20 protein-coding genes and 3 tRNA genes are annotated in these 20801 nt (G+C 62.6%); 12 read left to right on the top strand and 11 right to left on the bottom strand.

The window, feature by feature from the left end:
* Positions 1-35: 35 nt before the first annotated feature.
* From LXM96_RS19315 to LXM96_RS19325, 3 genes are all read right to left on the bottom strand, one after another.
* A tRNA-Pro gene (locus LXM96_RS19315) sits at positions 36-112 on the bottom strand.
* Positions 113-197: 85 nt separating this feature from the next.
* Entirely contained in the window at positions 198-674 is a 477-nt protein-coding gene (locus LXM96_RS19320) for a DUF192 domain-containing protein (RefSeq protein ID WP_394802002.1), read from the bottom strand.
* Entirely contained in the window at positions 671-1249 is a 579-nt protein-coding gene (locus LXM96_RS19325) for a cold-shock protein (protein ID WP_240000204.1), read from the bottom strand. The genes LXM96_RS19320 and LXM96_RS19325 overlap by 4 nt, the downstream gene beginning before the upstream one ends.
* A gap of 187 nt (positions 1250-1436) precedes the next feature.
* On the opposite strand from LXM96_RS19325, the gene LXM96_RS19330 reads away from it, so the two are divergent.
* The 4 genes from LXM96_RS19330 (at position 1437) to LXM96_RS19345 (ending at position 2896) form a co-directional block, all read left to right on the top strand.
* On the top strand, positions 1437-1877 hold the full coding sequence (locus tag LXM96_RS19330; protein ID WP_240000205.1) for a VOC family protein: 441 nt from the start codon (positions 1437-1439) through the stop codon (positions 1875-1877).
* An 86-nt stretch (positions 1878-1963) separates the two neighbouring features.
* Positions 1964-2464, top strand: coding sequence for a hypothetical protein (locus tag LXM96_RS19335; protein WP_240000206.1), 501 nt, complete (start codon positions 1964-1966; stop codon positions 2462-2464).
* Between the two features lie 118 nt (positions 2465-2582).
* Positions 2583-2657, top strand: a tRNA-Glu gene (locus LXM96_RS19340).
* Positions 2658-2821: 164 nt separating this feature from the next.
* Positions 2822-2896, top strand: a tRNA-Glu gene (locus tag LXM96_RS19345).
* A 22-nt stretch (positions 2897-2918) separates the two neighbouring features.
* Here LXM96_RS19345 and recJ read toward each other — a convergent pair.
* The 4 genes from recJ to LXM96_RS19365 form a co-directional block, all read right to left on the bottom strand.
* Positions 2919-4754, bottom strand: coding sequence for a single-stranded-DNA-specific exonuclease RecJ (gene recJ, locus LXM96_RS19350; protein ID WP_240000207.1), 1836 nt, complete (start codon positions 4752-4754; stop codon positions 2919-2921).
* Positions 4755-4859: 105 nt separating this feature from the next.
* Positions 4860-6182, bottom strand: coding sequence for a homoserine dehydrogenase (locus tag LXM96_RS19355; protein ID WP_240000208.1), 1323 nt, complete (start codon positions 6180-6182; stop codon positions 4860-4862).
* A gap of 53 nt (positions 6183-6235) precedes the next feature.
* Positions 6236-7456 (bottom strand): LL-diaminopimelate aminotransferase, encoded by a 1221-nt coding sequence (locus tag LXM96_RS19360; RefSeq protein ID WP_240000209.1) that lies wholly within the window; start codon positions 7454-7456, stop codon positions 6236-6238.
* Positions 7457-7555: 99 nt separating this feature from the next.
* A complete protein-coding gene (locus LXM96_RS19365) occupies positions 7556-8014 on the bottom strand; it encodes a hypothetical protein (protein ID WP_240000210.1) in 459 nt (152 codons plus the stop codon).
* A gap of 71 nt (positions 8015-8085) precedes the next feature.
* On the opposite strand from LXM96_RS19365, the gene LXM96_RS19370 reads away from it, so the two are divergent.
* The 5 genes from LXM96_RS19370 (at position 8086) to sthA (ending at position 13955) form a co-directional block, all read left to right on the top strand.
* Complete coding sequence (locus tag LXM96_RS19370) at positions 8086-9930, top strand: PHA/PHB synthase family protein (RefSeq protein WP_240000211.1); 1845 nt, start codon at positions 8086-8088, stop codon at positions 9928-9930.
* 9 nt (positions 9931-9939) lie between these two features.
* Positions 9940-10659 (top strand): DNA/RNA nuclease SfsA, encoded by a 720-nt coding sequence (gene sfsA, locus LXM96_RS19375; protein ID WP_240000212.1) that lies wholly within the window; start codon positions 9940-9942, stop codon positions 10657-10659.
* Between the two features lie 25 nt (positions 10660-10684).
* Positions 10685-11521: a type I methionyl aminopeptidase gene (gene map / locus LXM96_RS19380; RefSeq protein ID WP_240000213.1), complete on the top strand. Its 837-nt coding sequence runs from the start codon at positions 10685-10687 to the stop codon at positions 11519-11521.
* Positions 11522-11524: 3 nt separating this feature from the next.
* On the top strand, positions 11525-12337 hold the full coding sequence (gene radC, locus LXM96_RS19385; RefSeq protein ID WP_240000214.1) for a RadC family protein: 813 nt from the start codon (positions 11525-11527) through the stop codon (positions 12335-12337).
* 148 nt (positions 12338-12485) lie between these two features.
* A complete protein-coding gene (gene sthA, locus LXM96_RS19390; protein ID WP_240000215.1) occupies positions 12486-13955 on the top strand; it encodes a Si-specific NAD(P)(+) transhydrogenase in 1470 nt (489 codons plus the stop codon).
* Between the two features lie 59 nt (positions 13956-14014).
* Here the strand turns inward: sthA and rpsD are convergent, their stop codons facing one another.
* The 3 genes from rpsD to LXM96_RS19405 form a co-directional block, all read right to left on the bottom strand.
* On the bottom strand, positions 14015-14632 hold the full coding sequence (gene rpsD, locus LXM96_RS19395) for a 30S ribosomal protein S4 (RefSeq protein WP_240000216.1): 618 nt from the start codon (positions 14630-14632) through the stop codon (positions 14015-14017).
* 362 nt (positions 14633-14994) lie between these two features.
* The gene (locus LXM96_RS19400) at positions 14995-16518 is read right to left on the bottom strand and encodes an ATP-binding protein (RefSeq protein ID WP_240000217.1); all 1524 of its coding nucleotides are present in this window, start codon (positions 16516-16518) and stop codon (positions 14995-14997) included.
* Positions 16519-16737: 219 nt separating this feature from the next.
* Entirely contained in the window at positions 16738-17340 is a 603-nt protein-coding gene (locus LXM96_RS19405; protein ID WP_240000218.1) for a TetR/AcrR family transcriptional regulator, read from the bottom strand.
* A gap of 150 nt (positions 17341-17490) precedes the next feature.
* Here LXM96_RS19405 and LXM96_RS19410 point away from each other — a divergent pair, with 150 nt between their 5' ends.
* The 3 genes from LXM96_RS19410 to LXM96_RS19420 all read left to right on the top strand — a co-directional run bounded on the left by LXM96_RS19410 (position 17491) and on the right by LXM96_RS19420 (position 19299).
* Positions 17491-18261: an SDR family NAD(P)-dependent oxidoreductase gene (locus LXM96_RS19410; RefSeq protein WP_240000219.1), complete on the top strand. Its 771-nt coding sequence runs from the start codon at positions 17491-17493 to the stop codon at positions 18259-18261.
* A gap of 92 nt (positions 18262-18353) precedes the next feature.
* Positions 18354-18986: a hypothetical protein gene (locus LXM96_RS19415; protein WP_240000220.1), complete on the top strand. Its 633-nt coding sequence runs from the start codon at positions 18354-18356 to the stop codon at positions 18984-18986.
* Between the two features lie 79 nt (positions 18987-19065).
* The gene (locus tag LXM96_RS19420) at positions 19066-19299 is read left to right on the top strand and encodes a hypothetical protein (protein ID WP_240000221.1); all 234 of its coding nucleotides are present in this window, start codon (positions 19066-19068) and stop codon (positions 19297-19299) included.
* Positions 19300-19344: 45 nt separating this feature from the next.
* On the opposite strand, the gene LXM96_RS19425 is transcribed toward LXM96_RS19420, so the two are convergent.
* Complete coding sequence (locus LXM96_RS19425; RefSeq protein WP_240000222.1) at positions 19345-20646, bottom strand: PQQ-dependent sugar dehydrogenase; 1302 nt, start codon at positions 20644-20646, stop codon at positions 19345-19347.
* Between the last annotated feature and the right edge of the window lie 155 nt (positions 20647-20801).

The following is a 20801-nucleotide window of genomic DNA, read 5'->3' on the forward strand; positions in this document are numbered from 1 at the left end:
AAACCGGCCTCTTCAGCGTTTCAAGGGCTACAACGTGGTCGGAGTGGAGAGATTCGAACTCCCGACCCTCTGGTCCCAAACCAGATGCGCTACCAGACTGCGCTACACTCCGTGCTCACGATGACGAGCGAGATACACGCTTCCCCACCGGCCTGCAACTGCAAAATCGAAGGTTACTGCGAGAAGCGGTCCGGCCGTCATTTCCCCGCGTCGATGCGCTCGCTGACAACACGGTCCCCTGGCTGGATGCCGAGTTCATCGGCGCGCCCACCGTTCAGTTCGAGGACATAGGCGACGGGGCCGCGCGAATCGATGATGTTCTCGGAGAAAGGAACCGCCCGCTCATGGATGTGCGAAATGATCCCGTCGCGCTGGATGAACAGCATGTCGAGCGGCAAGGGTGTGTTTTTCATCCACATCGAGACAGGACGGCTCTCGCCGAAGTCGAAGAGCATGCCATGGTCAGCCGGCATTGTCTCCCGATGCATCAGCCCCTGAGACCGCTGCTGCGGGCTTAAGGCAAGTTCGACGTCGAATTGGTGCGTCCTGCCGTCCTTTGTCTGGATGAGGAGCTCCTGGCGGTCGAAATGCAGTTGCGCCGAAACTGCGCCCGCCAGGAACAGAAAAAGCGCCATGAAGGCGCTTTTCGTCACGAAGGGAAGCATTGTCATCAATGGGCCCTGCTGATGGGGTTGGGATTGTCAGGATGTATTTCCGCAGCCATCAGCCCCTTGTCGCCGGGTCCGAAGCGCACGAGCACCACCTGGCCCGGTCGAAGTTCCGTCAACCCGAACCGGCGCAGCGTCTCCATATGAACAAAAATGTCCTCCGTCCCCTCGCCGCGCGTCAGGAAGCCGAAGCCCTTGGTGCGGTTGAACCACTTCACCAGAGCCCGCTCCAGGCCGCTCGTCGGCGTGACCTGTACATGCGTCCGCACGGGCGGCATCTGCGAGGGATGAACCGCCGTCGACTGATCCATGGACAGGATGCGAAATGCTTGGTAGCCGCGATCGCGCCGCTGAATGAGCGCAACGATCCGCGTGCCTTCAAGAATGGTCTGGTAGCCATCGCGGCGCAGGCACGTCACATGAAGCAACACATCCTGCATTCCGTTGTCCGGAACGATGAAACCGAACCCCTTTGCAACGTCGAACCATTTGACGACGCCGGTTATCTCGATCAGATCAACAGGCTCGCCAGCGAGATCATCGATCTCGGTCATGCTCTTCAATGACACCCTGTCAGCCATTTGGGTCGGCCCCTCGATTACGCGCTACAGCCTCGGTCAACTGATTCTGGAAGGTAGATTAACATCCTGCTAACCCTCCATTGCAAGTCCCCGCTTCGGATTTCTCCGGTTCTTTCTATGTTCTGAGGCTTGTCCCGAACTGGTGGGCTGCCACATAAAGCTTCCTCAGAAAGGAGACCACAAAGCGATGCGTTACCTTCATACAATGGTCCGCGTGAAAGACCTCGATGCTTCGATGCGATTCTACACCGACCTTATGGGCCTCGAAGAGGTCCGGCGGATAGAGAACGAGAAGGGTCGGTTCACGCTGATCTTCCTGGCTGCGCCCGACGACGTGGCCGCGGCGCGCGAACACAAGGCTCCCTGCCTCGAACTGACCTACAATTGGGACCCGGAAGATTATACGGGTGGCCGCAACTTTGGCCATCTGGCCTATGAGGTGGACGACATCTACGCCTACTGCCGCAAGCTGATGGACAATGGCGTCACCATCAACCGCCCGCCGCGCGACGGCAACATGGCCTTCATCCGGTCCCCCGACGGAATCTCCATCGAGATCCTCCAGAAGGGCCCTGCCCTTGCGCCGACCGAACCCTGGTCCTCCATGGAAAACACCGGCAGCTGGTAGCATCCGCTCTCCGGTCGCTTGCTCTTGCACGGCGACCGGAGCACCGTCCTCTGACGATTCGCGATGCAGCCGGATGGGAAACGACAATGCGCAAGACACGGCAGAGAAGACACCCTCGCAAGCTGCTGGTCCACGGCCTGATCACGCTGGCGCTGGCCGGATGCGCGACCAGCACCAAGCAGGAGGGAGAAGGCACGTCCAGCGGGGCCGAATCCGCCTCCTCGGCAGCCGGCGCGCTCGCTAAAGGAGGCACCACCGCCTCAAACGGCTACGTGGATCCGGCCCTGGTGTCCGCCGCCTCCGTTGCCGAATCCGGCTCCCCGGCAGACGCATCCTTGTCACAGCCAGAGCCGGGTTTCGCGGATCTTGTCGCGCAGCCCACCGGCATTCGCGCAGGCAGCGTCAGCATCTTCTCCGGCAGCGCGGCGACCAATGCCGCTCCCCCTACCACGGCAACGGTCCCCGCCGCAGCGGCTCCCGGACGCGTCAACGCGACGGCCGGCAGTGTCTTCAGCGCGCCGGCGCCAGGGGCAATGCCCGCCACGCCCTCCTGCGGGACGGTCGAGGGAACGCCGCTAAACTGCTGAATTTAGGCGATTTAACTCAGCTTTTCGGGCAGCGATTCAACGCTCATTTTTTTGAAGAGAATGGTGATTTCGCGCTTGCGGGTTCCAAATCACCCCACTATAAGAGCGCTCACCGCACGCGCCCTTCGTCTATCGGTTAGGACGCCAGATTTTCATTCTGGAAAGAGGGGTTCGACTCCCCTAGGGCGTGCCATCTCCTTTCTTCAAGTCATTGATATCACCTGCCTCTTGCGGATCGGCCATAACGTGCCGACTCCTTCTTTTCCACCTGGGTTTTTTGTCTTTTTGTGACGGAAACTGCAAATTCTCGCTTGCGGGGAATCTGAGCCCTGACTATAAGGGCGCCACACCGCGCACGCGCCCTTCGTCTATCGGTTAGGACGCCAGATTTTCATTCTGGAAAGAGGGGTTCGACTCCCCTAGGGCGTGCCACTTCTTATCATAAATCTAACGATTAAGCGGCCGGCGCGGCATCTAGGATGCGCAGCTGTATGCGCCGGTTTCCCTGCCATTGATCTCCGCTCAGACACCCTGCCACATGCAGCTGGCTGCCGCGCCCGTTCAGGAGCAGGTTGCCAAGCGGTGTTTCGGCTGCTCGAAAGGCAATCGCGTCGACACAGGTACCGTCTGCCGCCTGAAGCACGGCTTTCACGTGGGAGGTGCCGATCAGGCGTGCCTCCTTGACCCGATGGGCCGGCATGGCAAAGATCGGCTGAGGATGGCCGGAACCGTAAGGACCTGCCTGCTCCAGCTGATCGAGAAGGGCGAGCGTTGCGCCGGAGGCGGAGAGCGCCCCGTCGATCTTCAGCACGTGACTGGCCACGAGCCTGGGAACAACCTCCGCAGCAGCCTCTTCGAAGAATGCGCGCAAGAGGCCGAGTTTCGCCTTTTCCACCGTCAGGCCGGCGGCCATGGCATGGCCACCACCTTTCACCAACAGGCCCTGGTCAACGGCAGCGCGCACCATCTTGCCCATGTCGAAGCCATTGATCGATCGACCGGAGCCGGTGCCCTTGCCCGACGGATCGAAAGCGATGGCGAAAGCAGGGCGCTTGAACTTTTCCTTCAGACGCGCTGCAAGCAGTCCGACAATCCCCGGATGCCAGTTGTCGCGGGCCGTCACGAGCACGCTGGCTGCTTCGCCGTCGCCATATTCGGCCATCACCTCGGCTTCGGCCTCCGCCAGCATCGCCTGCTCCATCGCCTGGCGCTCGCGGTTGAGGTCATCGAGCCGACCGGCGATCTCCTCAGCCGCGGCAGCATCGTCGAGCGTCAGCAACCGACTGCCGAGGGCTGCGTCGCTGATTCGACCGCCGGCGTTGATGCGGGGGCCGACGAGAAAGCCGAGGTGATAGGGCGTCACGGGACCGCCGAGACCCGCCTTCTTGAACAGGGCACTTAGCCCCGCATTGTTCATGTGGCGGGCCGCAATCAGCCCCTTCACAACGAATGCGCGATTGAGACCCTTGAGCGGCACCACGTCGCAAACGGTCGCGAGAGCCACCAGGTCCAGCCAGCGCAGGAGGTCGAGCGAGCCCGCGCGCGGATCTCCCCGCTCCCGCAGCATCCGGGCGGTCGCCACGAGCACCATGAAGGCTACACCGGCAGCACAGAGATGCCCCTGCCCCGACAGATCATCCTCCCGGTTCGGGTTGACAAGCGCATGGCAGGGGGGAAGCGCGTGAGAGAGTTGGTGATGATCAATAACGACCACGTCGCAGTTTGCGCCCTGCGCCGCCGCTAGCGCTTCATGACTGGTGGAGCCGCAGTCGACGGTGACGATGAGGCTGGCCCCATTGGAGATCAACTGACGAATGGCGGCAGGGTTGGGGCCATATCCCTCAAAGATTCGGTCCGGGATATAGATTTCCGCTGTGACCCCGAAGTGGACAAGGAACCGATAGAGAAGCGCTGAGGATGATGCACCATCTACGTCGTAGTCGCCGAAGATCGCGACCCTTTCACGACGCCTGACTGCATCCGCCAGCCTTTTTGCCGCCTTCTCGCAGTCGGTCAGCGTGAACGGCTCCGGCATCAGGGAGCGGACTGTAGGGTCAAGGAAAGCAAGTGCCTTGTCGAGTTCCACGCCTCGCCCCGCAAGCACGCGTGCGACGAGATCAGGAATGCCATGGACCTGCGAGATGGCAAGCGCCCGGTTCTGCGCCGCTTGATCGAGACGCGAGACCCAGCGTTGTCCGCAGGCGGAGCGTTCCACGTTCAGGAACGCGCGGGGAACCGGGTCGACCTGTGTGTCGGCCGACGGAATACTGGGGAGCTGCCGGACTGTCATGCAGCCTTAGTACCTCATTGCCCCCTGCAACGGAATCACTTTCGGACGAGCATGATCGCACGTCTCAGATTGCCTACCTCTGTCGCCACCGCTGCGCGCTCCGACCTAAAACGCTTTTGGACGTTCGATCCGTATCACCTGCGGCTCGCCGGCCAGATACGCCTCGGCCTTGATGGCAGTAACGGCGCTACGCACCGACTCCTCCGTGGTGGCATGCGTGACGAGGATGATGGTTTTCGATTCGGCCGCGCCTGCACGAGACGTGCTGCGCTGGACGATCGATTCAAGCGAGATGTTGTTTTCAGCCATACGGCTCGCAACGCTGGCGAAAACGCCGGTTCGATCAGCGACCGTCAACCGGATGAAGTAGCCGCCTTCGTGGCTTCTCATTCGCGCCCTTACGTATGGCGCCAATGCCTTCGCCGGAGTGCCGAGAACGGGCACCCGCTGCTCGCCCGGGCGGCTCTTTGCAATGTCGGCGATATCCCCCAACACTGACGAGGCGGTGGCATCGCCACCAGCACCTGGTCCAACCATCAGCAGTTCACCCAGGATGTCGGATTCGATCGCGACGGCGTTGGTCACGCCGTCAACCTGCGCAATCACCGTATCCCTGGGAACCATGGTCGGATGAACCCGCTGTTCCACACCGGTTTCAGTCCTTTGCGCGACGCCGAGGAGCTTGATCCGGTATCCGAGCTCGGCCGCCGCCTCGATGTCCTGGATGGAGATATTGCTGATGCCTTCCAGATAGATCTGATCTGCAGCAATCTTGGTTCCGAACGCCAGCGTCGTCAGGATGGCAAGCTTGTGGGCCGTGTCGTTTCCTTCGATGTCGAAGGTCGGATCCGCCTCCGCGTACCCCAGGCGTTGCGCCTCCGTCAGGCATCCTTGAAAGGTCAAGCCTTCCTTTTCCATCCGGGTCAGGATGTAGTTGCAGGTCCCGTTCATGATCCCGTAGACGCGGGAGACCTTGTTGCCGGTCAGCGATTCTCGCAGAGCCTTGATGACGGGAATGCCGCCGGCGACGGCAGCTTCGAAGTTGAGCAGTGCGCCCTTCTCCTCCGCAAGAGACGCCAACTCGACACCATGCTGCGCCAGCAGCGCCTTGTTCGCCGTCACGACGTGAAGGCCACGTGCGAGCGCTGCCCGGACCGCCTGGTCGGCGGGCCCCTCCGCTCCGCCGATCAGTTCAACCAAGACCTCGATATCAGCCTCAGCGGCCATTTTTTCCGGCGAGTCGAACCAGGCGATATCGGATACATCCACCCCGCGATCGCGACTGCGATCCCTGGCGCTGACAGCATTGATCTGGATGGCTCGGCCGCAGGTGACCGCAAGCTCCTCTGCCCGCTCGGTAATGATCCGGACCAGCGAGGCACCGACGGTACCAAGACCCGCAATGCCAATTTTCAGGGCATCTGCCATAATATTCTTCCTGGACTGAAGGGGAGTGGCGGCCGCGATTGCGGCCGCATGGATTAACGGCGGGTATTGAGTGAAATCACGTTGTGCATGGTCTCGTCCGCCGTGGAAAGAAACTTCTTGATGTTGCGGGCGGCCTGGCGGATGCGGTGCTCGTTTTCAACGAGCGCCAGACGCACGTAGTCGTCGCCCATCTCACCGAAGCCAACGCCCGGCGCGACGGCCACGTCCGCCTTTTCGACGAGAAGCTTGGAAAACTCCAGCGATCCGAGGTGGCGGAACTTCTCGGGGATTTTCGCCCAGGCGAACATCGTCGCCGCCGGTGGCGGCACCTCGAAGCCCGCCTTGCCGAAGCTTTCGACCATCACGTCGCGCCGGCGCCTGTAGACATTGCGCACTTCGGCAATGTCCGAACCATCGCCGTTCAACGCGTGCGTCGCGGCCACCTGGATCGGCGTGAACGCGCCATAGTCGAGATAGGACTTCACACGCGTCAGCGCCGCGATCAGCCGCTCGTTGCCGACGGCAAACCCCATGCGCCAACCGGGCATGGAGAAGGTCTTCGACATGGAGGTGAATTCCACAGCGACGTCCATCGCGCCCGGCACCTGCAGAACCGATGGCGGCGGATTGTTCTCGTCGAAGTAGATCTCCGAATACGCCAGGTCCGAAAGCACGATGATCTCGTTCTTCCGGGCAAACTCGACCACGTCTTTGTAGAAATCCAGCGACGCCACATGGGCCGTCGGGTTGGATGGGTAATTGATGATCAGCGCCAGCGGCTTCGGGATCGAGTGGCGAACTGCCCGCTCCAGGGGCCCGAAGAAGCTGTCGTCCGGCTCGACGTTCATCGATCGGATGACGCCACCCGCCATCAGGAAGCCGAAGGCGTGGATCGGATAGGTCGGGTTGGGGCACAGAATCACGTCGCCTGGCGCTGTGATGGCCTGCGCCATGTTGGCAAAGCCTTCCTTGGAACCAAGGGTCGCGACGACCTGCGTCTCCGGATTGAGCTTCACGCCGAACCGCCGCGCGTAGTAGGCCGCCTGTGCCCTGCGCAGCCCAGGGATGCCTTTCGACGAGGAATAGCGATGCGTGCGGGGATCACGGACCACCTCGCAGAGCTTGTCGACGATATTCTTGGGTGTCGGCAGGTCAGGGTTGCCCATGCCGAGATCAATGATGTCGGCACCCGCCGCTCGTGCGCTCGCCTTCAAACGGTTAACCTGTTCAAAGACGTAAGGCGGCAGTCGGCGGACCTTGTGGAACTCTTCCATGACTCTCCCCGTGGAAGCACGCGCGGCACGCGACCGCGCGGGGATTTTGCCCAAATCGGCGTTTCGTGGTTTGAAACCAAACCCGCCCAAAGGCAAGCGCTAATTGGTGATGTCCGCCTCGGCTTCGGCACCGTGCTGCGCCGCCAGCCTGCGCAGTTCCGCCACGCGCCGCTGGTACTCGGCTTCGGAGACGTGGCCATTGGCCCGAGCGTTGGCCAACGCCGAAAGCCCTGCCTCCGTCGTCGCTGCCTCTTCGTCGGCAATCTGCGTGTTTGCGGCCGTCAAAGGACCGTCGAACGTTGGATAGGTGCCGGTGTCTCGTCTGGCCATCGGGCGCCGCTCGGCACCCGAGGCAGCGGAAACGACCGTCGCCTGAGGTGCCGTGTTGGGAATTCCATCATCCAGAGCGAAGCTGTTGCACCCCGCAAGCAGCACAGGCATCGTCGCAACACTCAGAAGTATAGGCAGCGTAGCCGCCCGACGCCTCAGTTCGTCCATCGTCCCCGACCATTCTCCGGCGTTCAAAAAGTCGACGCCTGCAGCGTCATTCGCTGGCACTTGTAAGCATTTTCCGGCACTATGTACAAAGGAAATCAAACCACAAGAACATTTCTGTTGCGGAGGAGCGGTTGGCCGACAAGAGGGAGGAGAAGCAGACAGGCGAAGAGGGCTTTCCCGGCTTCGACCCACAGTCCGTCGAATCCTATATGGTCAAGGATCCGGCTGCGCTCGCCGTCAACCTGGCGCGTGCGCTCGAACACGTCGGCCAGGCGGCATCCCAATGGCTGGACGCTCGCGAGGCCGGAGACCCTGTCGATCCCTCGGCCGATCCCGTCACCGACATGGTGAAGACGCTCTCGGAAGTGGCACAGTATTGGGTTTCGGATCCGAAGCGGACGCTGGAGGCGCAGTCGCTGCTCTTTTCCAGCTACATGGGAATCTGGACGCGAACGCTCTCCAAGTTCGCCGGACAGGAGGTTTCGGAACCCGAAGACCTGCCCCGCGACAAGCGCTTTGCCCACGAGGAGTGGGTCAAGAACCCCTTCTTCGCCTTCCTTCGGCAGACCTATCAGGTTACCGCGTCCTGGGCTGAAAAGCTCGTGGGTGAAGCGGAGGGGCTGGACGAACAAACGCGTCACAAGGCTGCCTTCTACGTGAAGCAGATGACTGCTGCCCTGTCGCCTGCCAACTTCGCGCTCACCAATCCGGAGGTGTACCGCGAGACGGTGGCCAGCAGCGGCGCAAATCTCGTCCACGGCATGCGAATGTTGGCGGAAGATGTCGCGGCTGGTGGGGGCGAACTGCGCCTGCGGCACACCGACCATACCAAATTCAAGATCGGTGAGAACCTCGCTCTCACCCCCGGCAAGGTCATCGCCCAGAGTGATCTGTGCGAGATCATCCAGTACGACCCCAGCACTGAAACCGTGCTGAAGCGGCCCCTGCTGATCGTGCCGCCGTGGATCAACAAGTTCTACATTCTGGACCTGACGCCGCAGAAGAGCTTCATCAAATGGTGCGTCGACCAGGGCCACACGGTATTCGTGATCTCGTGGGTGAACCCCGATACCCGCCATGCGGCAAAGGACTGGGAGGCCTACATTGACGAAGGGCTGGATTTCGCCCTCGAGACGGTGGAGAAGGCGACAGGGGAGGAAAAGGTCAATGCCATCGGTTATTGTGTCGGCGGCACGCTTCTTGCGGCAGCTCTCGCTCTCCATGCCCGTCAGAAGAACAGCCGGATCGCTTCCGCCACCTTCCTGACGACCCAGGTCGACTTCACGCTGGCAGGCGACCTCAAAGTCTTCGTCGACGAGGAACAACTGGCGGCGATCGAAAAGCAGATGCACAAGACCGGCTATCTGTCCGGGTCCAAAATGGCCACCGCCTTCAACATGCTGCGCGCCTCGGAGCTCATCTGGCCGTATGTCGTCAACAACTACCTGATGGGCAAAGAGCCGATGCCCTTCGACCTTCTCTACTGGAACGCCGATTCCACCCGCATGGCTGCCGCCAATCACGCGTTCTATCTGCGCAACTGCTACCTCGACAACACGCTGAGCAAGGGCGAGATGAAGCTCGCAGGCGAGGTCATCTCGCTGAAGGACGTCAAGATCCCGATCTACAATCTGGCCACCCGCGAGGATCACATCGCGCCGCCTCGTTCCGTCTTCAAGGGCTCCTCGCTCTTCGGCGGGCGTGTCGAGTTCGTGCTGAGCGGCTCTGGCCATATCGCCGGCGTCGTCAACCCGCCGGAAAAGCAGAAATACCAGTACTGGACAAACGGAAAGCCGGTCGGCGAGTTCGACGCATGGCTGAAGAAGGCGCGTGAAACGAAAGGGTCTTGGTGGCCGCACTGGCATGCTTGGATCGAGAAGCGCAACCGGTCCCGCGTGGCTGCTCGCAAACCGGGCGGGGATGCGCTCAATGCCATCGGCGATGCGCCTGGCACATTCGTTCTGGAGCGGGTGTAGCCGCGGTCAATGCTATTTCACCCGCCGCTCGTCCCTGCAACCCTCGTAGAGCGTTACAAGCGCTTTCTCTTCGACGCCGTCCTCGACGATGGCACTGCCATCACCGGCTCCTGTCCCAATACCGGTTCGATGCGTGGGCTGACGACGCCGGGCTCCCGCATCTGGCTATCGCTCCACGACAGTCCAACGCGAAAATACCGCCACATGCTCGAGATGGTGGAGGCGGAGGGGACGCTGGTCGGAATCAACACCGGGCTGCCGAACCGCCTGGCTGAAGAGGCAATCCGCGCGGGCCTCCTGCCGTCGCTCAATCGCTACAGAACCCTTCGCCGCGAGCAGAGGTACGGCACGAACTCCCGCATCGACTTTCTTCTGTCGGAGCCTGGCCGGCCCGATGCCTATGTGGAGGTGAAGAACGTGCACTTCATCCGCGAGCCGGGGCTTGCGGAGTTTCCGGATACCGTCACGAAACGTGGCACGAAGCATCTGGACGAGATGGCTCGAATGGTCTCGCAGGGCCACCGCGCCGTCATGCTCTACGTCATCCAGAGATCCGACTGCGACGCACTGCGCCTTTGCGAAGACCTTGACCCGACCTATGTGGAGACCTTCCGGCGCGCGGCAAAACATGGCGTGGAAGCCTACGCACTCCGCTGCCGAGTGTCGCCTTCGGAAGTTGTCGCTACCGACCTTGTCACAATAGACGAACTGCGTCCGGGTGCGTTATGAACGGACAGAGCGCGAGAAAGAGCAAATGGTGAACTATATCGACGCGGAGGCGGCGCCGCTCAAGAACACGGGCGCCATCCGCCTCTACAGCGCGGATGACTTTGCCGGCATGCGCAAGGCCAGCCTGCTGACAGCCCGCTGCCTGGACGAGCTTGCATCGATCGTCAAACCTGGCGTCACGACGAACGAGATCGATCGCTTCGTCTTCGAGTTTGGCATGGAGCACGGCGCGCTACCGGCGACGCTGAACTATCGGGGCTACAAGTACTCGGTCTGCACCTCGATCAATCACGTCGTCTGCCACGGCATGCCCGATGCCAAGCCGTTGAAGGAAGGCGATATCGTCAATATCGACGTCACCTATGTCCTCGACGGCTGGCACGGCGATTCAAGCCGCATGTATCCGGTCGGTCAGATCAAGCGGGCCGCAGAACGCCTGCTGGAGGTGACCTACGAATGCCTGTTGCGTGGTATCGAGGCCGTCCGTCCGGGCGCACGCACCGGTGCCATCGGCCAGGCGATCCAGACCTATGCGGAAGCAGAACGTTGCTCGGTCGTCCGCGACTTCTGCGGTCATGGCGTGGGACGCCTGTTCCACGACACGCCGAACATCCTCCATTACGGTCGCGCCGATGAAGGGCCGGAGCTGCGCGAAGGCATGATCTTCACCATCGAGCCGATGATCAATCTCGGCAAGCCGCATGTGAAGGTTCTCTCGGATGGGTGGACGGCGGTGACGCGTGACCGCTCGCTGTCTGCGCAATACGAGCATGCAGTCGGCGTCACCGCGACCGGCTGCGAGGTCTTCACTCTTTCGCCAGCCGGCCTCGATCGGCCTGGCCTGCCGCCGCTGAAGAGATAGCCGATGAGCAATCGTCCCGCCCCTCCCGATGACGGCGTAATGCCAGCCATGGACGAGGGCCCGGACGAACGCGGCTTCTTTGCGGAGCAGACGCCGAAGTCGGCGACCCTGAAGCGGGGCGTGCCGGCCAAAGCAGACGACAAGCAGGCACATTATCACGGGCACCGGGATCGACTGAGGACGCGATATCGGGAGAATGGAGATGGCGCCCTTGCCGACTATGAACTCCTGGAACTGCTGCTCTTCCGCCTGATTCCCCGACGCGACACCAAGCCGATCGCAAAAGCCCTTATTGACCGCTTCGGCACATTGGCAGGCGTCTTCGGTGCCCCCACCTCGCTTCTTCAGGAGGTGGATCGGATCGGTGAAACCGTCGCCCTCGACCTTAAACTGGTCTCGACCGTTGCTCACCGGATGCTTAAAAGCGAACTTCGCGGCAAGCAGGTTCTGTCCTCCTGGTCGTCCGTCATCGATTATTGCCACGCGGCCATGGCGTATGAATCGCGCGAACAGTTCCGGATCCTCTTCCTCGACAAGCGGAACGCCCTGATCGGGGACGAAATTCAGGGGCGCGGGACAGTGGATCACACCCCGGTCTATCCCCGCGAAGTGGTCCGTCGCGCGCTCGAGCTGTCCGCCACCGCCATCATCCTCGTGCATAACCACCCGAGCGGCGACCCGACCCCGTCGCGGGCCGATATCGACATGACGCGCACGATCGTCGAGACGGCCAAGCCGCTCGGCATAACGGTCCACGACCACATCATCATCGGCAAGGACGGGCACGCCAGTCTTAAGGGCCTTAGGCTCATCTGAGGCGGCTACCCTGCCCTTCGCCAACCATCAGACGAACAAACGTCGCCTTCGTCGGTTTTCCTCCCGTTGCCTCAATCAAACCGTAAGACAAGCCTGATACTTATGCAGCAGCGGCGGCGCGCCGCCGGAATGACCAAGCGGAGCAAACATGAACCACTACGACCTGATCGTCGTCGGCAGCGGACCGGCCGGACGCCGCGCCGCCATCCAGGCTGCAAAACTGGATAAGAGCGTCCTCGTGATCGAGCGCGGGCGCCGCGTCGGCGGAGTCTCCGTGCACACCGGCACCATCCCTTCCAAGACGCTACGAGAAACTGCTCTCAATCTGTCCGGATGGCGCGAGCGCGGCTTTTATGGTCAGTCCTACCGAGTGAAACAGGACATCAGCGCCGATGATCTGCGCCGACGGCTTCTGATCACGCTGGACCACGAGGTCGAGGTTCTCGAACACCAGTTTGCCCGCAACCGCGTCCAGCACATTCGTGGGACTGCACAGTTTACCGACCCCAACACGCTCGAGATCGAGAAAACCGATGGCGAGATGATGCATGTCCGCGGCACGTCGATCCTTCTTTCCGTCGGCACGCGCCCATACCGTCCCACCCACATCCCCTTCGACGGCACCGCCATCATCGACAGCGATGAACTCTTGGAGATCAAGCACGTGCCGCGCTCGCTGATCGTGGTTGGCGCCGGTGTCATCGGCATCGAGTACGCCACGATCTTCAGCGCCCTCGATACGCAGGTCACCGTGGTGGAGCCCCGCCAGAGCATGCTCGACTTCATCGACAAGGAGATCGTTGAGGACTTCACCTACCAGCTGCGCGACCGCAACATGAAGCTGATCTTCGGCCAGACTGTCGACAAGATCGAGAAGGACGAGAACGGCAAGTGTCGGATCGAGCTCAGCAACCACCGCGTGCTCCAATCCGAGATGGTCCTGTTCGCCGCTGGACGCATGGGCGCGACCGACACTCTCAATCTGGCGGCCGCCGGGCTGGAAGCCGACAGCCGCGGTCGCCTGAAGGTCGACCCGGAGACGTTCCAGACCTCGGTGCCGCACATCTACGCCGCAGGCGACGTCGTCGGCTTCCCGAGCCTTGCCTCGACTTCGATGGAACAGGGGCGTATCGCCGCTCGCCATGCGGTCGGCGCACCGGCAAGCGAGCCGCCGCAATACTTCCCTTACGGGATCTACGCCGTGCCGGAGATCTCCACCTGCGGCCTGACGGAAGAGGAGGTGATCGAGCGTGGCATCCCCTATGAAACAGGAATCGCGCACTTTCGCGAAACGTCGCGCGGCCACATCATGGGCCTTGATACCGGGCTTCTGAAGATGATCTTTTCCCGCAAGACGCGCCGTCTCCTCGGCGTCCACATTGTCGGAGAAGGCGCAACGGAGTTGGTCCACATCGGCCAGGCCGTCCTCAATCTGAAGGGCACGGTGGACTACTTCGTCGAAAACACCTTCAACTATCCGACCCTCGCGGAAGGCTATAAAATCGCCGGCCTCGACGCTTGGAACCGCATGGGCGAAGGACCGAAGGAAGCGCCGGTCGCAACGGGAGAGTCACTCGACAAGACCCTCGGCGCCATGAAAAAAGCCGCGTCGAGCTGACGCGGCTTCAATTCCGGCCAAAGCCAGAGAACGGGGCCCGCTCTGCGGGCCCTTCTTTATTAGCGCGAGTAGAACTCGACGACGAGGTTCGGTTCCATGATGACGGCGTAAGGCACGTCGGAAAGGCTCGGAACGCGAACATAGGTGGCGGTCATCTTGCTGTGGTCAGCATCGATGTAGTCCGGAACGTCACGCTCAGCGAGCTGAACAGCTTCCAGAACCGAAACCAGCTGCTTCGACTTCTGACGGACTTCGATGACGTCGCCCGGCTTGCAGCGGTAAGAACCGATGTTGACCTTCACGCCGTTGACGGTCACGTGGCCGTGGTTGACGAACTGGCGAGCAGCCCAGATCGTCGGAACGAACTTGGCGCGGTAGACGATCGCGTCGAGGCGCGACTCGAGCAGGCCGATCAGGTTTTCGCCGGTATCGCCCTTGCGGCGGTTGGCTTCGTCGTAGATGGCGCGGAACTGCTTTTCACGGACGTCGCCGTAGTAGCCCTTCAGCTTCTGCTTGGCGCGCAGTTGCACGCCGAAATCGGAAAGCTTGCCCTTGCGGCGCTGGCCGTGCTGGCCCGGGCCGTATTCGCGGCGGTTGACCGGGGACTTCGGACGGCCCCAGATGTTTTCGCCCATGCGGCGATCGATCTTGTACTTGGATGATGCGCGCTTGCTCATCGTATTTCCTTCTCAACAGGTTGCACCAGCTTGTTGCCAAGCCGGTTCAAGGAAACACGCCCTCCTCTGGACTTCGTTTTAGAAGTCCTGACAGGTTTCTCACGAAAGCGTCCGGAGAAAACCACGGGACATGTCAAATGAAACACCGGGCGTTGCCACCCGGTGCTGGCGGGGTCTTTAGGGGGAACTGGGGGGATTGTCAACAGCGAGAGCCGACAAGGACCCTCCTCTCGGCCCGATGACCCGCAACAGGCCGGCTGAGGTGACGGTTGACCAATACCCAAGAGCAAGCCCGCGGACGCTCCGCCGCGGGCTTGGGCCTCATTGGATGTCTCAGACGCCGCGGATAAGCACGCCTGCCTTCACTCCGCAGCGTCTTGCCTCGTGATTGGCTCATCATCCACCGCATCCGCTGCCCCAGGGCAGGTCTGGACGTCGAGATCCGGGAAGGCGACGATACGCTTGCCGGAGAAGTCCGTGTGCACCACGATCAACCCCTGCTCCTCGAAATAGCCGAGCAGGCGGCGGGCACGGCGGGCGGAATGTGTCCCGTAGGCCTTCGCGAGGCGCAGATCGGAGGGGCATGGTTCGGCAAGCAGCGCCGCCTTGGCGAGCATCAGGAAAACGCCCTGCAGGTCGTCGGAAACGCGAACCGATAGCTCGAGCGCAGTTTGCCAACCGACCGTCTCGGCCGTTTCCTTGTCAACCCCCGCTCGCGAGATGGCCACGCGCCGGCGAAACTCGCTCATGCCCATGGGCGGGCCAGGGAGCCGGCGCATGCGGGCGCGGACAAGGAAGTCCTGGTAAAGTACGGAGTCCGTTCGATAACCGGCCTGCGGGTCGTCGATGATCTCGGACAGCACAGCCTTGAGTCGCTCCTCCCGCTCCTCCGGCGAAAGCTCTGGCTGCGCAGGACGGCCGGGCTCCGGATTCAGATGACCGGCTGCCGGTGCAGAGCGCGACAGCTCTGAAAGAATATCCGTCGTCGGCCGGGGCGCCGGCGGCGCCCGCCGTACCACCGGCCGCGTGAACTCCTCCGGATCGGGCGTGAAGATCAGATCCTCGACGTCCTGCGGCGCATCCGGCAGCGGCATCAGCTTCGGGCTGGAGGAGCGCGCCGACGTCTCCACCGGCCCGATCACGATCGGCAGCGGCCGACGTGACAACGCGGGACCGAGAGCTACGAAATTGCCGCGCTTTAGGTCGCGGAACATCTCCGCCTGCCGGCGGTCCATGCCCAGAAGATCGGCGGCACGGGCCATGTCGATGTCGAGGAAGGTGCGTCCCATCAGAAAATTGGAGGCTTCCGCAGCGACGTTCTTCGCCAGCTTGGCGAGGCGCTGCGTGGCAATGACACCCGCCAATCCCCGCTTGCGGCCGCGGCACATCAGGTTGGTCATTGCACCCAGCGACATCTTGCGCGCTTCTTCCGAGACATCGCCACCGACGGAAGGCGCGAACATCTGCGCCTCGTCCACCACGACCAGCACCGGGTACCAGAACTCGCGGTCGGCGTCGAAGAGACCGTTCAGGAAGGTTGCCGCAGCCCGCATCTGCTCCTCCAGATCGAGCCCCTCCAGGGTCAAAACACACGAGACGCGGTGCTGGCGGATGCGGGTCGCAATGCCGATGAGCTCCACCTCGGTCCGGTCACCGTCCACAACAATGTGTCCGTATTTGTCCGCCAGGGTAACGAAGTCGCCTTCCGGATCGATGATGACCTGCTGCACCCATTGCGCCGACTGCTCCAGCAGCCGGCGCAGAAGATGCGACTTGCCCGAACCGGAATTGCCCTGCACCAGAAGGCGCGTTGCCAGAAGCTCCTCGATATCGAGCTTGGCCGGAGCGCCCCCGGACACGGACCCCATATCGATACCGACCTGCAATGCCTAACCTCGTATGCTCAAGTCTGCCGGCGATGACTCGCTCGCCGCACGGACGAGGTCTCTACCATGGATGCCGACGTTGTGCGCCTGCGGAAGATGGTTGTTCACAGACGATATGCCTTGAGCTACCGCCCGCGCCTTTCACCCCAGCCAGGAAACGGCCCCGACCGGGACACCGCACCGCATCGGCATCGTGGGGATCATCGCTCGCCGAACGTTTCAAACGCCCTGCCCGCTGTCTGCGCTTGGCCAACTCATCAGCGCCTGCTCAGCGACCCCCTCCAGGGTCTGGCGGCTGAAGCCGGCCTTGGCCTGCACTGCAATCCCATGCGTGACCGCCATCAGGAATGCGGCCAGCGCATCGGGCCTGGCGCTTTCGGGCAGGTCTCCCTCCGCCTTGGCACGCTCGAAGCGTTCGCGGATTTCGCGCTCCGCGATGGCACGGCCCTCGATCAGCACCTGACGCACCGGCTCGGCCTCGTCCGAACCGGCGAGAACGCCATTGATGTAAAGGCAGCCGCGGTGATCGTCGAAGCGCGTGTTGAGGTCGACAGCACCGTAAAGGATATGCGCAGCCACCTCGCGTGACGTCGGCAGCATCAGCGCCTCCGGCATATAGTGCAGGAACCGCTCGTAATAGCGCTGCAAGGCCTTGCGGAAGAGCTCTTCCTTATTGCCGAAGGCAGAATAAAGCGCCGGCCGCTCGACGCCCGCCGCCGCCGTCAGATCCGCATAGGACGCACCTTCGTACCCCTTGCGCCAGAAGACACAGAGAGCCGCGTCCAGGGCCTGTTCGACGTCAAATTCCCGATGGCGTCCCATCAGATCCATCCACGCTGTTTCATAACGACCATTATTAAACCGCTTGACGCCCAAGGTCAAATATCATACCGCTCGTTATCGTAATGGACGTTACGTTAATTGGCGCATCTTCTCCGCGCCGCTCAATCCATTTGTAGAAAAGGCACTCCCATGTCAGACACATCCCAGTTCCTCCAGGGCAAGGTCGCCCTCGTCACCGGCGGCTCGCGCGGCCTCGGCGCAGCCACTGCCGAAACGCTGGCCAATCATGGCGCCGACGTCGCTATCAGCTATGCCGCCTCCGCCGACAAGGCGAATGCCGTGGTCGAAAAGCTGAAGGCGAAAGGTGCCCGCGCCATCGCCGTCAAGAGCGATCAGGCCGACCTCTCCTCCGCGCGCCCACTCATCGACGCCGTGCTTGCCGAGTCCGGCCGCCTCGACATCCTCGTCAACAATGCCGGCATCGCCATCCAGGGCCAGATGGTTGACGACCCGTCGCTCGACTGGGATCACTATAACCGTCAGTGGCAGGTGAACGTGCTCGGCACCATCGCAAATACCCGCGCCGCGGCTCCGAGGCTGTCGGATGGCGGCCGGATCATCTTCGTCGGCTCCGCCCTCGGCTCCCACGTCGTCTTCCCCGGCGTCGCCGATTACACCGGCACCAAATGGGCGCTGGCCGGCTATGCAAAGGGCATTGCCCGCGAACTCGGTCCGCGCAACATCACCGTCAATGTCATCCAGCCCGGCATCATGCCGACCGACATGGCGGCAGATGTCTCCGGCGAACTGCCGAACCGCGACGCCATCCTCGACATGCACCCGATCCGCCGCATCGCCACGCTGGAGGAGGTTTCCGAAACCATCGCCTTCCTCGCCGGCCCGCACGCCGGCTATATCAACGGCCAGCAGCTTACCATGGCCGGCGGCCTCGGCATCTGATCACGACGACCTCCCGCTCCGGTGCCGGCAAGGCCCCGGGGCGGCCCCTCCTCCATTGACGCCGGTCGTCGCGATTGCCACATGCTGCCGCGATGGCAAAGAGCAAGAAAAACACCGACATCCCGGCGCTCACCGAAACCTGGAACCTGCCGGCGGCGGCAACCTTCGGGTCGCTCGTCCGCGCCAAGGGGATCCTCCTCGAAATCCGCGCCCGCCTGCCGGTTTCCGTGCGCAAGTCTCTCGACTACACCGTCGCCACCCTGACGCTCTCCATGCCCGAGGACGCCGAGGCTGAATTCCGCCGCACCGCCGAAAGCGTCTCCAAGGCGCTCGACGACATCGAAGACCTCCCGGTCATCCCCCGCGAGATCCAGGACATCCTGTCGATCTCCACCACCGAGCGCCACCGCTGGCTGGAGGACGGACGCCTCGAAAGCGCCGGCACCCGCACTGTCAAGCTGCGCGGCCGCGCCCGCCAGATCACCTTCCACGTCTTCGATCCCAAGCTGGTCAAGGACCTGCTCGACCACGGCACCGTCGACGAGTGGCGCGAGCACGACAAGGAAACGGCGGCCGAGAACCGGCGGCGCGCCGCCTACAAGGCCAAGCTCACCCGCTCGCTGAAGAAGGGCAAGGACAAAGCCGACACCGCGGGCAACACCAAGAACGAGGCTCCGCCGCTCGCCGGCTGGGACGATTTCGACCTCGACGGCCTCCTCCGCTGATCGTCGATCGCCCTTCCCGTATGGCAACCGGCGAAAACATGATAAGCGCCCGCCACACGACACCAACAGGAGTATCACGGTGACCGAACTGACCGTGGCCGAGGCCACCGACCGCATCTATCAATCGCTGGCAGACGACAATGCCGATCTGGACATGCATATCGCGACGCTGAAGGCAGCCCTTGCCCGCGAAGGCCAGAAGGAAGCCGTCTTCGACCCGGCCAAACTCGCGCAGAGCAACCGCTCTGGCCGCAAGCTGATGCAGGCCTATTTTCGCCAGCGCGGCGTCACGGTGAGGTTCGAAGGCGCATAGAGTCAAGCGGACACGGTCAGGCCCTTGGCCTGACCGATCGCCATGTCACGCGCCGGTGACTCGCCAGATGACATCACCCACATCATCGGCCATCAGCACCGCGCCATCGGCGGCAAGCGCTACCCCGACCGGCCGCCCATAGGAATGCTTCTCGTCCGGCGACAGGAAGCCGGTGAGGATCTCGCGCGGCATGCCGATCGGCTTGCCGTTCTCGAAGGCCACGAAGGCGAGCTTGTAGCCGGAAAGCTTGGAGCGGTTCCACGAGCCGTGCTGGCCGATCGCCATGCCGGCCGGAAAGCCGGGCAGCGTCCCTTCCGGCAGCCAGCAGAGCCCGAGCGAGGCGGTGTGGCCGCCAAGCGCATAATCGGGCTGTAGGGCCGAGGCGACCTTGGCCGGATCCTGCGGCACCCGGTCGTCCACAACCCGGTCCCAGTAGCAGAAGGGCCAGCCATAGAAGCCGCCGTCCACCACCGAGGTGAGATAATCGGGCGGCGTCTCGTCGCCCAGCCCGTCGCGCTCGTTGACCACCGTCCAGAGCATGTCCCGCGACGGCTCCCAGGCCATGCCGACCGGATTGCGAAGGCCGCCGGCAAAGACGCGCGACCGCCCGGAGGCGATGTCGTATTCGTGGATGCAGGCGCGGTTTTCCTCCACCGCCATGCCGGCCTCGGCGATGTTGCTGAGCGAACCCACCGCCACATAAAGCTTGGTGCCGTCCTTGCTGGCGATCAGGTTGCGCGTCCAGTGCCCGCCGGGAATGAGATCCATCAGCTTGCGGCCGGGCTGGGTGATCTTCGTTGCGCCTGGCTCGTGAGGATAGGCGAGCAGCGCGTCACTCGCCCCGACATAGAGCGTGTCGCCGACCAGCGCGATGCCGAAGGGCTGGCGCACGTTCTCGATATAGGCATAGCTTTCCTCCGCCACGCCGTCGCCGTCCGCATCGCGCAGCAGCGTCACCCGGTTGGGACTGTCGCCGGCTGCCCGCGCGCGCTTCATCGTTGCAGTCATCGCATGGTCGAACAAGCCGCCCGGCTTGTCCGGCTCGCTCATCGATTCGGCCACCAGCACGTCGCCGTTCGGCAGCACATGCATGTTGCGCGGATGCACGAGCCCACGCGCAAAGGCGTTGACCTTCAACCCCGGTGCGGCGGTCGGCTTGTGGTCGCCCTCCCAGCCCTTCGCCGTCGGCATCTTCAGGGTCGGCAGCTTGCCTTGAGGCTTGGCCTCCGGAATGGCCGGCGCGGTGCCGTAGACCGGCGCGCGCGCCCCATCGCGGGAATGACGGACGGCAACGGTGACATCGCCCACAAGGGCAACAAGACGGGCTAACAGGGAAGGCTCGGCCATGACACGCCTCAAACAATTAAGAGAACAAGGGAAAGCCGGAAGCTAAAGCCTTCGGGCGAGGAGCACCAGAGGCGGATCGGGATATTTCACATGGCAGACGCGTTGACCGAAGCCGCACACGAGGCGAAACTCCGCCATCGTCGCACAAGGAGACA

This window comes from Rhizobium halophilum, from assembly GCF_021648825.1.
GTDB lineage: Bacteria > Pseudomonadota > Alphaproteobacteria > Rhizobiales > Rhizobiaceae > Neorhizobium > Neorhizobium halophilum.